Below are 16703 nucleotides of genomic sequence, written 5' to 3'. Positions count from 1 at the left end.
ATAAACCTAAACCGGCTCTCCGTAAAGATCGAAATCTGCAGCTTCGGTAATTTTAATTTGTGCGAAATCTCCTGTTTTCAGGTAATATTTATTGGCATCGATAAGCACTTCGTTATCAACATCTGGAGAATCAAATTGTGTTCTTCCCACAAAATAAGTTCCTTCTTTTCGATCGATTACGCATTTAAAAACCTGTCCAATTTTTTGCTGATTCAGCTCCCAAGAAATTTGCGATTGAATTTCCATTATTTCATTTGCGCGTTCTTGTTTAACTTCTTCAGGAACATCGTCTTCTAAATTATAAGCATGCGTATTTTCTTCGTGCGAATACGTAAAAGCTCCTAAACGCTCAAAACGCATTTCTTTTACCCAATCTTTTAATTCCTGAAAATGGGCTTCGGTTTCTCCCGGATAACCCACAATTAACGTGGTTCGAATTGCCATTTCTGGAACTAGCTCACGGAATTTATTTATTAAATCGGTGGTTTTTTTATGGGTAGTTCCGCGGCGCATCGACTTTAATAAATCGTCTGAAATATGTTGCAACGGAATATCAAGATAATTACAAACTTTTGGTTCTTCTTTAATTACATCGAGCACATCCATCGGGAAACCGGTAGGAAATGCGTAATGTAAACGAATCCATTCTATTCCTTCAACTTTTACCAACGCGCGGAGTAATTCTGCTAAATTTCTTTTTTTATAAAGATCTAAACCATAATAAGTTAAATCTTGTGCTATTAAAATTAATTCTTTTACGCCATCTCTTGCTAAACCTTCGGCTTCTTTTACCAATTGTTCGATTGGCGTAGATTTATGTCCACCACGCATTAACGGAATCGCACAAAATGAGCATGGACGATCGCAACCTTCAGCAATTTTTAAAAATGCGTAATTTTTTGGCGTTGTGGTGATTCGTTCTCCTAATAATTCATGTTTATAATCGGCACCTAGCGCTTTTAACAATGCAGGTAATTCTGTAGTCCCGAAATATTGATCGATATTCGGAATTTCTTTTTCTAAATCAGGTTTATAGCGTTCCGACAAACATCCGGTTACAAAAACTTTATCTACTAAACCTTCTTCTTTTTTCTGAGCGAAATCTAAAATGGTATTTACCGATTGTTCTTTCGCGTTATCGATAAATCCGCAGGTATTAATTACAACAACATTTCCTTCTTCTTCGTGAACAACTTCTTTATTGTTGGCTTTTAATTGCCCCATTAACACTTCAGAATCATAGATATTCTTACTACAACCCAGCGTTACTACATTAATCTTGTTCTTCTTCCGTGATTTTGTTCGCATAATATTTTAAAAATGTGTGCAAAGATACAAATCTAATCGTGAAAAGATTTGTTTAAAGAAAAGTCTTAGAATAAATTAATTTTCTAAAAATGAATAGTTTAGATATTCGCTTGAAGCCATTCCATCATTTGAACTTCATAATACCGGACAAACGAAATTAAAATAATCCCTAATACTACATAAAACCAAGAAAATTTCTGATTTTTTGTCATCCAAAATCCAATGGCTGCAAAAATTAAATAAGGTAAGGTTAACACTAAATTCGGTATAACCCAAAGTCCTTTAAAAGCAGCGATTACTTTCATTACCACGTAAAAAATACTGTAAAAGAAAATAATTTTACAGAGTGTGGCTTTTGTTCGTTCTTTTGAAAAAGGTTTAGGTCTATTTTCGTTTGTCATTATTTAAATAGTTTGTTTGAAGAACGAATCTACAAATTCCATTTTATTGAAAACTTGCAAATCTTCAACGCCTTCTCCTACCCCAATATATTTTACGGGAATTTTGAACTGATCGCTAATTCCAATTACTACGCCACCTTTTGCTGTACCGTCAAGTTTTGTTACCGCAAGTGAAGTTACTTCTGTCGCGGCAGTAAATTGTTTGGCTTGTTCAAAAGCATTTTGTCCGGTAGAACCGTCTAATACTAATAAAACTTCATCAGGAACATCGTCTACCACTTTTTTCATTACACGTTTTACTTTCGTTAATTCATTCATTAAATTAACCTTGTTGTGTAATCTTCCCGCAGTATCGATTATAACAATATCGGCATCTTGTTTAACAGCACTTTGAATAGTGTCGAATGCTACTGAAGCCGGATCGCTTCCCATTTTTTGTTTTACAATAGGAACATCTACGCGATCTGCCCAAATTTGTAACTGATCTATTGCTGCTGCTCTAAAGGTATCTGCTGCTCCTAAAACTACTTTTTTACCTTGCTTTTTAAATTGATATGCTAACTTCCCAATGGTAGTGGTTTTTCCTACGCCGTTTACACCAACTACCATAATTACGTATGGTTTTTTTGTTGGAAGTGGAAAACTTGTATGCTCTCCCGAACCGGTTTCACTTAAAAGAGCCGCTATCTCTTCGCGCAGAATTTTATCGAGTTCGTCTGTACCTAAATATTTATCGCGTGCCACGCGTTCTTCGATTCGATCTATAATTTTTATAGTCGTAGCAACGCCAACGTCACTTGAAACGAGTACTTCTTCTAAATCATCGAGTACTTCATCATCTACTTTCGATTTTCCGGCAACGGCTTTACTTAGTTTGCCGAAAAAACTTGATTTAGATTTTTCTAACCCTTTGTCTAAGGTTTCTTTTTTTTCTTTTGAAAATATTTTTTTAAATAAGCCCATACGTACACGTTTTTGCGTTAGGGATAAAGGCTTTGTTGAAGCTCATTTGTTTGGAAAAACAAATAGCGACTGCCGATAGCCCGCCCCCGTGGTAACGGGGAAACGCCCTAATTATTTTTAAAAAGCAAATATACACAAAACAAAAAAGCCGTCCCGAAAAAAACGGAACGGCTTCACTATTATATAATGAACTTATTTTTTATTGAAAAAGTCATTTACTTGGTCTGGAGCCATAATTTGTTCTACAAATGTATATGCGCCAGTTTTTTCAGACTTTACCATTTTCACGGCTTTTGTAAGTCTTTTAGATCCTGTTTGTAATGATGCTACCGATTTCTTTGCCATAACTTATTACTTTATTTCTTTGTGAACCGTCATTTTATTAAGAATTGGGTTAAATTTCTTTAACTCCATTCTATCCGGTGTATTCTTTTTATTTTTTGTAGTAATGTATCTTGAAGTACCTGGTTTTCCAGATGCTTTATGTTCTGTACATTCTAATATAACCTGAACTCTATTTCCTTTCTTTGCCATTTCTCTTAGGTATTAAAGGGTTTGATTACTTTTTTAAGAATCCGTTTGCTCTTGCATCTTTGATGACAGCAGAGATTCCTCTTTTATTAATATTTTTTAAAGCAGAAGTAGATACTTTTAAGGTAATCCATTTATCTTCTTCAGGAATATAAAAACGTTTTTTAACTAAATTCGCGTTGAATTTACGTTTAGTTTTATTCATTGCGTGAGAAACGTTATTCCCAACCATTGCTTTTTTCCCGGTAAGTTCACAAACTCTTGACATTTTTTCTGATCTTTTCTCGTTATTTCAAAACAGGATGCAAATTAACGATTTTTTTACTTAAGTTACAACTATTAAGATATAATTTTTATTATATTTTTTCTAAGTGGTTTAATAGCAATTCAAATGCTTTGTTTACAGCTTTTTCAGTTACTTTTTCTCGTTGATTCCCTAAATTAAATTCAAACACCTCAACATTTTCTTTACTGGCGATGGCTATAAAAACTGTTCCTATTTCTGCATCGCTATCGCCTTTTGTGGGCCCGGCGTTGCCCGTAGTAGCAATAGCAAAATCGGAATGAAATAATTTTCGGGTACGTTTTGCCATTTCTTCTGTGATCTCGGCGCTTACAACAGAATATTTTTCAATAAAATCTTTCGGAATTTTTAAAACATCATTCTTAGCTGAAGTTGCGTAGGTCACGATGCTTCCTTTAAAATAACTTGAAGCTCCGGGAAAAGTAGTGAAACGAGCCGCTATTTTTCCGCCGGTACAACTTTCTGCGGTTGCAACAGTGAAATTATGTTGATTCAATTTTTTTGCAATTCGCTCTTCTATGGTTTCTTCATCTTCATAACCGCGTATAATATCACCAATGAGTAACTGAAGACTTTCAATTTGGGTATCGATTGCCGCGATTAATTTTTGTTCCTCGTTTCCACGTGCTGAAAGACGTAAACGAACTCTTCCTAAACCCGGCAAATAGGCCAGTTTTATAAAATTAGGAAGTGCGTTTTCCCAATCTGCTATTTTTTGAGCAATCGTACTTTCTCCCACTCCATAAGTAAGAACGGTTTTATGAACTATAAACGGACGCTCGAAACGGTCTTGAATTCTTGGAATAACTTCTTCTTCTAGCAGATGTTTCATTTCGAAAGGAACACCGGGAAGCGAAACATACACAATTCCGTTTTCATCGAAAAACATTCCTGGAGCGGTTCCATACTCGTTGTGTAAAGCAATTGCTTTGGACGGCAACATTGCTTGATCGCGATTAAGCTGAGAGATTTGAGTATCTAATTTTTCAAACAGTTTTTCTATATGCACTAAAACCTCTTGATGATGAACCATTTCATCTTGAAAATATTTACACAAGGTTTTTTTGGTAATATCATCGTTAGTTGGCCCTAAACCGCCGGTTAGAATAACAATTTGTGATCTTTTTGCAGCATCTTCTATACTTTGCAAAATATGAGATTCTTCATCTTGAATAGAAGTGATTTGAGCTACGTCTATTCCTATTTTATTTAATTTTTTAGCAATAAAAGCCGAATTGGTATCGACAATTTGCCCTATTAGAATTTCATCACCAATCGTGATTATTTCAGCATTCATATATTAGAGGTTGAAATCTTCTCTTAATTCTTTACAAGCGGTAAGTACAGTTTCTGAAACGATATTTGCATAGGGTAAAATATCTTCTTTCATGGCAGAATTTTTTGCCCAACCTTCAATTTTTTTGACTTCTGGGGCTAAATCTAAGCCAAAAATTTGCAAGTTGGGTTTCATCTTGTGAGCGGTTTGATAGGCTAATTGAGCATTCCCATTATTTACCGCTTCATTCATGGCATGAATATCTTCGGGTAATTCTTCGGTGAATGTTTTTACCATTTCAAGAATAAACTCTTCATCTCCATCTGCCATTTCTTGAATTTGCTCTAAATTGTATTTTTTCATTGTTCTAGTCTTCTCAGTTATTTCACGTTAATAGAGAAAACAGATTCTTCATCTATAAACCCTTCTAACGTATCATCTTTTTGTACTTTTCCCACTCCAGCCGGAGTGCCCGTAAAAATCACATCGCCAATTTTTAGGGTAAAATATCGCGAAATATACGCAATTAATTCATCTATCTTAAAAAGCATGTGCGAGGTATCGGTCTGTTGTACAATTTTTCCGTTCTTCTTCAAACTAAAAGGAATTTCGTCTATATTTTTAAATACCTTTTTTGAAAACCAACGCTCTCCAATTACCGCCGACCCATCGAATCCTTTTGCTTTTTCCCAGGGTAAACCTTTCTCTTTTAATTGTTGCTGCAAATCTCGCGCCGTAAAATCGATACCCAATCCAATCTCGTCATAATATTTATGAGCGAACTTTTCTTGAATATATTTACCTACTTTCTTTATACGAACGAGTAATTCTACTTCATAGTGTATATTCGATGAAAAATCTGGAATAAAAAAAGGTTGCTTTTTTAATAAAACGGCTGTATCGGGTTTTAAAAAAATAACCGGTTCTTCTGGTTTTTCATTTTTAAGTTCGGCAATATGTTCGGTGTAATTTCTTCCTACACAGATAATTTTCATCGCTTGTTAGTTTAGCTTTTCAGATAATTTTCGCAATTTAATAGCGGTAAGCACCTTTTTGGTATATAATGGAAAATCTGCGTTTTGTATCCACCCGTAATAACCTGGCTCATCTTCTAAAACTTTTTCTACTAATTTTCCACGATGTTTTCCGAATGAAAAAATTTCTTTTCCTTCTTTATTATAAGCTAAAAAACCGGCAAAGTCTGCATATTTTTTATGTGCGCTAAATTCTGCCAGCCATTTTGTATCGTTTTCTAAATCTGGATAACGGTCGAGCTGTGATTCTAAAACTTCAAAAGTTGCATTTGTATCGGCTTCTGCGCTGTGTGCATTTTCTAAGTCTTTGTCGCAATAAAATTTATAGGCGGCTTCTAAAGTTCGTTTTTCTTTTTTATGAAAAATGGTTTGTACATCAATCGCTACTGCATTTTTTATATCAAAATCTATTTCAGCTCTTAAAAATTCTTCAGCTAAAAGTGGAATATCGAAACGATTACTATTATAACCTCCCAAATCGCAGCCTTTAATAAATTCATATATTTTTTTTGAGAGTGTTTTAAACGTGGGTTCATCAGCAACATCTTCATCTGAAATTCCGTGGATTTTTGTTACTTCAGGTGGAATTGGCATTTCAGGATTTACGCGTAACGTAATGCTTTCTTTATTTCCATTGGGAAACACTTTTAGAATAGCTATTTCTACAATTCTATCTTTTGCGATATTGGTTCCTGTAGTTTCTAAATCGAAAAAACAAATGGGTTTGGTGAGGTTTAATTTCATTGCGATTGAATTTAATCACAAATGTACTATAAGGTATGGAAGTGATAAAAAAAATTAGCGCTTTTAAAATATTTTTTTAATTTTAGTGCTCGAAAATATTTCAGTTCTAACTAAACTGACTTTTTTAATTGACTAAAACTTATAACCACAACCAAAAAACGCCCGATAATTCGGGCGTTTTTTATTATTATTTATTGTACGATTTTAAATAGTTTGATTTTCATCGAAAGCTTCTAAGTATTGTGCGACACGTTGCACAAATTGACCTCCTAAAGCTCCGTTTACAACACGATGATCGTAACTGTGCGATAAGAACATTTTTCTACGGATACCGATGAAATCTCCTTCTGGTGTTTCAATTACCGCAGGAACTTTTCTAATCGCACCAAGCGCTAAAATTCCTACTTGTGGCTGATTGATAATTGGAGTTCCCATAATACTTCCGAAGGTTCCTACATTGGTTACGGTATACGTTCCGCCTTGTGTATCGTCTGGTTTTAATTTTCCATTTCTGGCTCTATTTGCTAAATCGTTTACTTGTTTAGCCATTCCTATTAAATTTAACTGATCGGCTTTTTTAATTACCGGAACAATTAAATTTCCATCAGGTAAAGCAGCAGCCATTCCTAAATTAATATCTTTTCGTTTTATGATTTTATCACCATCTACTGAAATATTAATTAATGGAAAATCTTTAATGGCTTTAACCACAGCTTCCATAAAGATTGGTGTAAAAGTTAATTTTTCACCTTCTCTTTTTTGGAATTCATTTTTAACCTTATTTCTCCAATTCCATATTTTAGTTACATCAACTTCTATAAACGATTGAACGTGTGCTGAAGTTTGTACAGAATTTACCATATGATGAGAAATCATTTTTCCCATTCTGGACATTTCTATAATTTCATCTTCACCATTCACGCTAACCGGAGTTGGATTTGGTTTTGGAGCAGCGGCTGCAGGTTGTTGCGAACTTGCTTGTTTTGGTTGACTTTGTTGAGGAGATTTTTTACGATCTTCAACATAAGACAAAATATCATTTTTCGTTACACGACCTTCTTTGCCGGTTCCGGGTACATTTTCTAATTCATCTAAACCGATATTTTCTTCGGCAGCGATACTTTTTACTAAAGGTGAATAGAATCGAGAAGCATCACTAAAGTTTTCTGAACTTGTAGCGGTTTCTTTAGCTTGGGTAACGGTTTTTTCTACAGCTTCTACATTTTCGCTGCTACTTTCTTCTGTAGCAGAAGATTCTTCACTAGCTTCTGGCGCGTCGCCATCGGTTTCAATAATTGCGATGGTTTGCCCCACTTGAACAACATCATCTACATCAAAAAGTTTTTCTACTAATTTTCCTTCTACTTCGCTAGGAACTTCACTATCTACCTTATCGGTAGCGATTTCCAGAACGGCTTCATCTTCTTCAATGGTTTCTCCTACTTCTTTAAGCCAATTGGTTATGGTTGCTTCTGCAACACTTTCTCCCATTTTGGGTAATTTCAGTTCAAATTTTGCCATATATATAACCCGAAGGTGCTTTTTTGATTATTGGTTGCGAATTTACTTAAAAAATGCTTTTCTTAGTAACAATTTTTCAAACTTTTAGATTTTAATAACATCACCTTTTCCAGTACTGCTATCGCTACCGATGATAAAATTAAAATTTGTTGGTTTTATACGAAAATAATTTTTTCCTTTTTTCTGAATTTCCATGATACTAAAAATTTTTTTATAATCCACGGTTTCAGCATCAAAAATAAATAAGGAATGTTCAGTAGTAATTTTTTCAGCTTTATTAGAATTAAGTTTTTTTAGATTTGAAAAGACTTCAGTTTTTAAATTGAATTTATCATTTTCAGAAACCAAAAATTCACCTTGATATTGATTTTTTTTCTTCTTTATTGGTTTATGAAACAAATGCCTGATTTTTGCTAACTGCAACGCATTGGCAACAAAAAAGTTTAAAAATAGATTTTTATTAAAATGTTTACGGTAGAAAATCTTCATTGCGCCGTAAAATCTTTTTCGGTATTCAGCATCTTTTACTGTACTTTCTCCTTTATAATGTAACACGGTTTGAGCGCCGAAATAATAATTTTGATAACCGGCTTTTAAAAATTTGTAACTTAAATCGATATCTTCACCATACATAAAATAATCTTCATCTAAACCACCGACTTCCAAATAGCGTTTTTTTTGCATAAGCATAAAAGCGCCAACCAAAACCGCCACTTTTGAAACCTCATCTGCAGGTGAATTGCTATAATAATTGGTAGAATTTCCGATTAATTTTTGAAATGCAACTTTCGGAACTGGTAAATTTCGTTTGCTTTCGGGTAAAAAATTTCCTTGGCCGTCTATTAATTTTACACCTAGCGCTCCAAAATCTGTCTTGGTTTCTGCAAATGCTAAAGTTTTTTCAAAAACATTTTCAGCAACTACGGTATCGGGATTTAGCAAGCAAATATATTTTCCGCGCGCTAGGGTAACACCGTAATTATTTCCTTTGCTGAAACCTTCATTTTTTTTATTTTGAATTAAACTTACGTCAGGAAAATATTTTTTTACGAGTTTACAACTTTCATCTTTGGAATTGTTATCGACTACAATTATTTCGGCTTCTAAATGAGCAATTGCTTTTTGTACGCTTTCTATACATTGAAGCAAGTAATAAGGAACTTTATAATTCAGGATGATAACAGATAATTGCACTTATTGATTTTTAAGTGAGTTTTCAAAAGGAACTCGGTTTACAATACTTCTTCCTAAGGTAATTTCATCTGCATATTCCAACTCATCGCCAACACCAATTCCTCTTGCTATTGTTGATGTTTGTACATTGGTATTCTCTAATTGCTTGTAAATATAAAAGTTTGTGGTGTCGCCTTCCATCGTGCTACTTAAGGCAAAAATAATTTCGGTAATTTCACCTGCTTTCACTTTATTGAGTAATGATTCTATAGTTAATTGACTGGGACCGATGCCATCCATCGGACTTATTTTTCCACCTAAAACGTGATATAAACCTTTAAATTGACTCGTATTTTCAATTGCCATCACGTCGCGAACGTCTTCTACTACACAAACCAGTTTTTTATCGCGTCGAGGATTTGCACAAATTTCGCATATTTCTGTATCGCTAATATTGTGGCAGTTTTTACAAAAATTTATTTCAGTTCTTAAATTCACCAACGCTTTTGCTAGATGAGCGGTTTGCGATTCGGGTTGACGCAAGAGATGCAAAACTAATCGCAAAGCTGTTCTTTTACCGATACCCGGTAATTGCGACATTTCTACAACTGCATTTTCTAAAAGTTTTGAAGAAAATTCCATAGCCGCAAAGTTATGATTTTAATGAAGTAATTTCTGTGAAATTTAGGGTATTTATTTATCGCAATAATGTTATGTTAGATTTGAATTCTCTTTCCTGTTTTTTTCCGTTTTCTTGAAGTTGAATATATTTAAATAAAAACCAATAATCTCCTGCGGGCATTGGTTTTCCGTTATAAAAACCATCCCAACCTAAACCATTCGGATCGATGGCGCGCAGTAATTTCCCGAAACGATCGAAAATAAATATTTTTGAATTGAATTGTAAATTAGCCGCTCCTCTTACATTCCAATGTTCATTAAAACCGTCGCCATTGGGAGTAAAAAATTTTGGATAATCTAAAAATATAGCTGATAAAATTTTATTTCCGCAGCCTTCGGTATGTCTTCCTTCTATAAAATGCTCACCGCCTTCTTCTATTTCAAAAGTTAGGCTGGTTTGACTTTCCCCAATTTTAATCCAATCTTCATTATTTAATCGGAATTCATAAGGACCGATTCCTTGGATATTTTCAACAATAATAGCTGGATTTCCGCCAAAGGTTTCATCTCTTTTCACGATATCAAATTCAGGTGGAGCGTTGGTATAAATATTTAACTGAAAACTAGCGATATCATAGCAGGTAGAATTAGTTGCACTTTCGAGTCGAGCCCAAATAGTTTGAGGGTCTTCAATATTAAAATAGCTAGAAGGGTTACTAATTTTATTTGTCCGTTGATCTGCGTCATTTTCAGTTTCGTAATAATCAACTCTATAGAATTCTGAATTATAACCCGCTAAAACATTTGTATTATTTTGAGTTAAATTAAAAGCAACTTTCCCGTCTTTATCACCATCGCATTTATATAAATCTTCTAGTGTTCCATTAATTTGTAAACCTTCAGAATTCACTGAAACTTGATTGTCTAAAACTTTTGAACATAATAAATCTCCATCGTCATTATACAATTCGGTAAGCGTAGCTATTAAAACTGAATTTTCTGAAATAGTTCTTGTAACTACAGCTTCTCCGTTTTCATCGAGTGTAATTTGTTCAGAAGTTTGGTTATTCAAATTATATTCAACCACAGCATTTGGTGTTCCGGAAAAGAAAAAATCGACTTCTTCTGTTCCGCAAATAATAGGTTGAGAAACTTCTAAACTCACATCATTTTCTATCGGGTTAACTTCAAGTTGTATGTCTACTATGGTAAAACAAAAATTAATTATACTTGTTGCTTTTGCATATATTACTTGTGGGTTTGAGGTATTGGTATAATTATCTGGCAACTCGTTTATTCCGTCAAAAGCATCAGCTTGCGTTGCGTGAAAGGTAATAGCGTTATCGGTAAGATTTGCATTGATTTCTTGTTTTAAGCTTGCTAAATCAAATTCTTGAGTAGTATCATTAGAACAGGTTCTTACCGTTTCAATTTGATTGGCAATCGGCGGAGTAGGAAAAGCTCCGCTTCCCTGATTTGCAGTTCCTGTCCAGTTCATTGAGAAACCACCATCGCCGTGTGGTCTATCAATCGCGATATAATACATTTCTCCCGGCAAAACATCTAACCATTGAACATAACCGGTTCCATCTTGACCTGGTCCTTGACTTGGATTTGGATTGCTTCCATCAATCCCTGTATGATTTGACGTTAAATTTGCTTGTAAAGGATTTGTAGTCGAACATCGAATAGGGTCGCCTAAATTATTACAATCTGGATTTGGACCGAAAACCCAAAAGTCGTAATCTACTACTAAATCGTCACTATTTGGAATTAGATCGAAGCCCAAAGTTCCTCCTTGAACAATATTAATTTCTAACCAAAGTGAATTATGCTCTTCACTTCCGCAGCCAGAAATTTCTTGGGATTGACCAATTCCTTCACTATTAGAACTGAATTGATCGTTTCCACAAATTACGATGGCGTTAATACAATCATTAGGTTCTTGCGCGAACATCATATTTGCGCAACATAATCCTAACAATAAGAAAAACGTTTTCATCATTTTATTTTTCTAAGAATCATAAAGATAAAAAACATAAACGATAATCTATAATTTCACTTAGTTTATTGATTTTTTGAGAAGTGTTTTATAAATCCTAAGGAAATAAACTAAGTTTGTACTCAACAATAATTTTTGAATGAAACCAATCCATATTCTTTTATTAATCGGGCTCTATTTTGGAGTTTTAATGCTTATTTCCTACTTCACCGGAAAAAATGATAGCAATGCAGCTTTCTTTAAAGCAGAAGGAAAATCACCTTGGTATGTTGTAGCATTCGGTATGGTTGGCGCTTCATTATCTGGCGTAACATTTATTTCTGTTCCGGGTTGGGTAGAAGCTTCGCAGTTTAGCTATATGCAAGTAGTGCTAGGTTATTTGGTTGGTTATTTTGTAATTGCCTTTGTTCTACTTCCTATTTATTATAGTTTAAATGTTACTTCAATTTATCAATATTTAGAACAACGTTTTGGCGAAGTGAGCTATAAAACCGGAGCCTTTTTCTTTTTCGTTTCCCGCGTTTTAGGAGCTTCATTCCGATTATTTCTTGTCGCGACCGTTTTGCAATATTTTGTGTTTGAAGCTTGGGGAATTCCATTTTTTGTAACAGTTATTCTTTCCATTTTACTGATTTGGATTTATACTGCGCGTGGCGGAATTAAAACTATTGTCTGGACCGATACCTTGCAAACACTTTTTATGCTGGGTTCTGTAGTAATTTCAATTTATTTTATTTCTGAAGAATTGAATTGGAGCTTCACTGAATTTTTTACCGCTGAAGAATTAAAACCGTATACCAAAACTTTTTTTACCGATAGTTTTCTGGCAAAAAATTATTTCTGGAAATCGTTTTTTGGTGGAATGTTCATTACTATTTGTATGACCGGGCTCGACCAAGATATGATGCAGAAAAATTTGACCTGCAAGAATTTAAAAGAAGCGCAAAAAAACGTACTCTCCTACAGTTTTGTATTTGTTCCTGTGAATATTCTATTTTTATTTTTAGGAGCTTTACTTTTTATTTATGCTGAACAAAACGGAATTTCAGTTCCACTACTCGATGGAAAAGAAAAAACAGACTTGCTATTTCCTGAAATCGCTTTGAACGGAAATATGGGCTTGGGACTTGGCGTAATTTTTATTCTTGGCTTAATTGCTGCAGCGTATTCTAGCGCAGATAGTGCATTAACCTCTTTAACAACGAGTTTTTGTGTAGATTTTTTAGGCATTGAAAAACGAGAAGCGAGTTTACAAAAAGGTTTACGAAAACGTGTGCATATTGGCATTAGCGTTTTGTTGGTTTTGGTAATTATCGCTTTTAAATATTTATTGGACAGCAGCGTAATTGACTTGTTATTAACCGCAGCAAGTTATACCTACGGTCCGCTTTTAGGATTATTCAGTTTTGGGATTTTCACAAAAAAGAAAATCAATGATAAATGGGTTTGGTTGGTAGCTTTAGTTTCGGTTATTACAACTTTTTTCTTAGGAAATATTGATCCGAAATTTTTAGGAGGTTACGAGTTTAATTATGAATTACTCGTTGTAAACGGCGCTTTAACTTTTCTAGGTTTAATATTGATTAGTCGAAAGCAAAACTAACGTACAAGCTACTTGAACTTCAATATTATTTTCTTTTAGGATTTTATATAATTCCTGATTTTCTGTACCGGGATTAAAAATCACGCGTTTTGGCGAAAGACTTACAATATAATCGTAATATTCTTCTTGGCGCTTCGAATTCAAATAAAGTGTGACGGTATCTATATTTTCAAAATTTATTTTTTCAGTTTCAATTTTTACATCTTCTACCGTTCCTTTTCGTAAACCAATTGCTACGGTGGGAATATTATTATTTCTCAATGAATGAATCGCTCTATTGGAATAACGAATTGGTTTTAAAGAAGCTCCGATTACTAAAGTTTTCATAGGTTTATTTTTCTTCAGTTTACAGTTAAAGTTGATAACCACCAAAATTTTAACCTATTTTATAATTCTGAAAAAATAATTTTAATAAATCTTGTTAATTCTGTAACACTCGAAAATAAGTGTCGTCATTTAAATAGAACATATTTTATGAATTTGATTAGTTAATGCTTGTAGCCAAGTTTTTCATAGTTGATGGTTAGTAAATGTACAATTTGGCTATAAAAAAAGGCTCATTTAAATGTGAGCCTTTTTAATATTAGTAACTGATTACCAAATTGTTAAACTTTGTTAACCTATGCAACATTTTTAAGTTTTTTACGTCTTATTTATAGAAGTTGGTTATAATTTATTTGAATTAGCCTTTAAACAAATACAAACTAACAAATAAGCAACAAAGTCCTTGATCTTCTCGATTGAGGACTTCTTTTTTCTACCAACTTAAAATTGCGCTTCCCCAAGTAAAACCACTTCCAAATGCGGCGAGTACAATATTATCGCCTTCTTTAATTTTACCTTGTTCCCAAGCTTCAGTTAAAGCAATTGGAATTGAAGCGGCGGTTGTATTTCCGTATTTTTCAATATTGTTATAAACCTGATCATCTTTCAACTGAAATTTTTGCTGAATAAATTGCGAAATCCTCAAATTAGCTTGATGCGGAATTAATAAATCTATATCAGAAACTTCTAATCCGTTTTCTTTTAAACCTTCCATAATAACTTCAGAAAAACGCTGAATCGCATTTTTGAAAACAAATTGCCCGTTCATATAAGGATAATACGGAATATCCTCTTGTGGATTTTCAGCTATAATTTCAGGAACCCAATGCATTGTACTTGGTCCTTTTAAGGATAATTCTAAGGCGTGTTTTCCTTCAGAATGTAAATGGGTAGATAAAATTCCTTGTCCGTTATGATCGCTTCTTGTCACCACTGCCGCTCCTGCTCCATCCCCAAAAATTACAGAAACACTCCTTCCTCGTGTAGTCATATCTAAACCGCCGCTATGATTTTCACTTCCAATCACTAAAACATTTTTATACATTCCTGTTTTCACAAATTGGTCGGCTACCGAAAGTGCGTAAATAAATCCGCTACATTGGTTTCGCACATCGAGCGCCGGACAGGTTTTAATGTCTAACATTTCTTGCACTTGCACGCCACAACCGGGAAAATAATAATCGGGACTTAAGGTTGCAAAAACAATTAAATCAATTTCATCTTTATCAATATTGGCGCGTTCAATCGCAATTTCAGCAGCTTTTTTTCCCATTACCGCTGTAGAATTTCCATCGCCTTTTTTTATGTGTCGTCTTTCTTTTATGCCGGTGCGTTCTTGAATCCATTCATCGCTGGTTTCCATGATTTTTGCGAGATCTTCATTGGTCACTACGTTTTCTGGAACGTAATAGCCTAAACCGGAAATTTTAGATTGATATAGCATATTTTTTATTTTTTTCTGAAAGCAATATACATATTATGACCTTTGAACAGCAAATTCTTGTTCTAATATTGTATGCGTGCATAAAAAAAGAGCGCTATTGAAAACGCTCTTTTTCTACTAACTAACCAAAAACTATGAACGAATCACAGATACTTTCTAAAATTATTTATCTCTATTTCTGCTCTTAAATCGTGTAATAAATTATACAAACCGAAAAATGTACGATTAATGTATAGAAAATGTTTGCTTCCTCTGTTGCCATTCATTTTTCGCAATTCGGTGTCTTTGCTGTATTTTTCGCTTAACGCAGTAATTTCCCCCCAAAATTCTTCATCTGAAAAATCAAAAGTTTCTTTGTGAAACGGACTTGTAAACAGACTCAACATTTCATAGAATAAAGCGGAAAAATATTCAATTTCACGCTCAGAATCGTCGGGACGTAAGATTTCAAGTTCTTTTAATTTTGAAAGAAAAAACGGACGATTATTTATATTTTCTGGAACCGCCAATTCAAAATAAGGAACGTAAAAATCTTCCGGTACTTTTTTAATGCAACCAAAATCTATAGCAATTAAATTTCGGTTTTCATCAATTAAAAAATTCCCGGGATGCGGATCTGCGTGAACGGCTTTTAATTCGTGCATTTGGAACATATAGAAATCCCACAAGGCTTGCCCGATTTTATCGCCTTCTTCTTTACTGAAATCTTCTTTTACAAACTCACTTAAATGTTTTCCTTGCATCCAATCCATGGTGATAATTCGCTGGCTGGAAAGATCTTCATAATACTTCGGAAATTTTAAATTTTCAATTTTCTCACAAGCTTCAGAAATAAATTTACTTTGTTCAACTTCAAGAATATAATCGGTTTCTTCTAAAAGTTTTCCTTCAACTTCTTTAAAATATTTTTCTGAATCTTTTCCTTGAAGATTAAACATTTTAATGGCAACCGGTTTTACCATTTTTAAATCTGAACTAATACTATCGGCAACACCCGGATATTGAATTTTCACTGCAAGTTTTCTGCCGTCTTTTTCAGCTTTATGAACTTGACCAATACTCGCCGCGTTTACTGAATTCGCCGTAAATTTATCATACAAATCTTCGGGATATTCGCCGTGATATTTTTTGAATGTTTTTCTTACCAACGGCGCAGAAAGTGGCGGAACACTAAATTGCGCTAAACTGAATTTTTCTACATACGCGCTTGGTAACAAACTTTTTTCCATCGAAAGCATTTGTGCTACTTTTAGAGCGCTTCCGCGTAGATTTTTTAAACCATCATAAATATCTTCAGCATTATCTTTATCGAGTTCATCACGTGTTAATTCGCTATTGAAGGCTTTTTTGCCATAATATTTTAAATAATTTCCACCGATTTTCACACCGGTTTTCATCATTTCGGTTGTGCGGCCAAGTTTTCCTGTCGGTATTTTATCGATTGATTTCATTTT

18 protein-coding genes are annotated in these 16703 nt (G+C 33.9%); 1 reads left to right on the top strand and 17 read right to left on the bottom strand.

What is annotated here, in order from left to right; all coding sequences use genetic code 11:
- Positions 1-6: 6 nt before the first annotated feature.
- The 14 genes from rimO to ACFFGL_RS02750 form a co-directional block, all read right to left on the bottom strand.
- Complete coding sequence (gene rimO / locus ACFFGL_RS02815) at positions 7-1308, bottom strand: 30S ribosomal protein S12 methylthiotransferase RimO (protein WP_309728895.1); 1302 nt, start codon at positions 1306-1308, stop codon at positions 7-9.
- Positions 1309-1406: 98 nt separating this feature from the next.
- Positions 1407-1709 (bottom strand): hypothetical protein, encoded by a 303-nt coding sequence (locus ACFFGL_RS02810; protein WP_309728897.1) that lies wholly within the window; start codon positions 1707-1709, stop codon positions 1407-1409.
- A gap of 3 nt (positions 1710-1712) precedes the next feature.
- Entirely contained in the window at positions 1713-2672 is a 960-nt protein-coding gene (ftsY, locus tag ACFFGL_RS02805) for a signal recognition particle-docking protein FtsY (RefSeq protein WP_309728899.1), read from the bottom strand.
- 192 nt (positions 2673-2864) lie between these two features.
- On the bottom strand, positions 2865-3017 hold the full coding sequence (locus ACFFGL_RS02800) for a DUF4295 domain-containing protein (RefSeq protein ID WP_309728901.1): 153 nt from the start codon (positions 3015-3017) through the stop codon (positions 2865-2867).
- Positions 3018-3023: 6 nt separating this feature from the next.
- The gene (gene rpmG, locus ACFFGL_RS02795; protein ID WP_028375871.1) at positions 3024-3206 is read right to left on the bottom strand and encodes a 50S ribosomal protein L33; all 183 of its coding nucleotides are present in this window, start codon (positions 3204-3206) and stop codon (positions 3024-3026) included.
- Positions 3207-3231: 25 nt separating this feature from the next.
- Entirely contained in the window at positions 3232-3471 is a 240-nt protein-coding gene (rpmB, locus tag ACFFGL_RS02790; RefSeq protein WP_309728911.1) for a 50S ribosomal protein L28, read from the bottom strand.
- An 88-nt stretch (positions 3472-3559) separates the two neighbouring features.
- The gene (locus tag ACFFGL_RS02785) at positions 3560-4804 is read right to left on the bottom strand and encodes a competence/damage-inducible protein A (protein ID WP_309728913.1); all 1245 of its coding nucleotides are present in this window, start codon (positions 4802-4804) and stop codon (positions 3560-3562) included.
- Between the two features lie 3 nt (positions 4805-4807).
- Positions 4808-5146: an Hpt domain-containing protein gene (locus ACFFGL_RS02780; protein ID WP_309728915.1), complete on the bottom strand. Its 339-nt coding sequence runs from the start codon at positions 5144-5146 to the stop codon at positions 4808-4810.
- Positions 5147-5163: 17 nt separating this feature from the next.
- Complete coding sequence (locus ACFFGL_RS02775; RefSeq protein WP_309728917.1) at positions 5164-5778, bottom strand: fumarylacetoacetate hydrolase family protein; 615 nt, start codon at positions 5776-5778, stop codon at positions 5164-5166.
- Positions 5779-5784: 6 nt separating this feature from the next.
- Entirely contained in the window at positions 5785-6561 is a 777-nt protein-coding gene (locus tag ACFFGL_RS02770) for a 3'-5' exonuclease (RefSeq protein ID WP_309728919.1), read from the bottom strand.
- A 204-nt stretch (positions 6562-6765) separates the two neighbouring features.
- The gene (locus ACFFGL_RS02765) at positions 6766-8082 is read right to left on the bottom strand and encodes a dihydrolipoamide acetyltransferase family protein (protein WP_309728921.1); all 1317 of its coding nucleotides are present in this window, start codon (positions 8080-8082) and stop codon (positions 6766-6768) included.
- Between the two features lie 84 nt (positions 8083-8166).
- Complete coding sequence (locus tag ACFFGL_RS02760) at positions 8167-9276, bottom strand: glycosyltransferase family 2 protein (RefSeq protein WP_309728923.1); 1110 nt, start codon at positions 9274-9276, stop codon at positions 8167-8169.
- Positions 9277-9897, bottom strand: coding sequence for a recombination mediator RecR (gene recR / locus ACFFGL_RS02755; protein ID WP_309728925.1), 621 nt, complete (start codon positions 9895-9897; stop codon positions 9277-9279).
- 55 nt (positions 9898-9952) lie between these two features.
- The gene (locus ACFFGL_RS02750; protein ID WP_309728927.1) at positions 9953-11878 is read right to left on the bottom strand and encodes a T9SS type B sorting domain-containing protein; all 1926 of its coding nucleotides are present in this window, start codon (positions 11876-11878) and stop codon (positions 9953-9955) included.
- Positions 11879-12017: 139 nt separating this feature from the next.
- Here ACFFGL_RS02750 and ACFFGL_RS02745 point away from each other — a divergent pair, with 139 nt between their 5' ends.
- Positions 12018-13481: a sodium:solute symporter gene (locus tag ACFFGL_RS02745; RefSeq protein ID WP_309728929.1), complete on the top strand. Its 1464-nt coding sequence runs from the start codon at positions 12018-12020 to the stop codon at positions 13479-13481.
- On the opposite strand, the gene ACFFGL_RS02740 is transcribed toward ACFFGL_RS02745, so the two are convergent.
- The 3 genes from ACFFGL_RS02740 to ACFFGL_RS02730 all read right to left on the bottom strand — a co-directional run bounded on the left by ACFFGL_RS02740 (position 13452) and on the right by ACFFGL_RS02730 (position 16700).
- Positions 13452-13808, bottom strand: a complete 357-nt coding sequence (locus ACFFGL_RS02740) for a CoA-binding protein (RefSeq protein ID WP_309728931.1) — start codon at positions 13806-13808, stop codon at positions 13452-13454. The two genes, ACFFGL_RS02745 and ACFFGL_RS02740, sit on opposite strands and share 30 nt — an antisense overlap.
- Before the next feature lie 430 nt (positions 13809-14238).
- Complete coding sequence (locus ACFFGL_RS02735; protein WP_309728933.1) at positions 14239-15249, bottom strand: 3-oxoacyl-ACP synthase III family protein; 1011 nt, start codon at positions 15247-15249, stop codon at positions 14239-14241.
- A gap of 143 nt (positions 15250-15392) precedes the next feature.
- Positions 15393-16700, bottom strand: a complete 1308-nt coding sequence (locus tag ACFFGL_RS02730; RefSeq protein ID WP_309728935.1) for an ABC1 kinase family protein — start codon at positions 16698-16700, stop codon at positions 15393-15395.
- Positions 16701-16703 lie beyond the last annotated feature (3 nt).

This window comes from Mesonia maritima (assembly GCF_042433895.1).
GTDB classification, from domain to species: Bacteria; Bacteroidota; Bacteroidia; order Flavobacteriales; family Flavobacteriaceae; genus Mesonia; species Mesonia maritima.
Note: the sequence above shows the minus strand (reverse complement) of the source record. Positions and strands in the feature narration are given on the sequence as shown.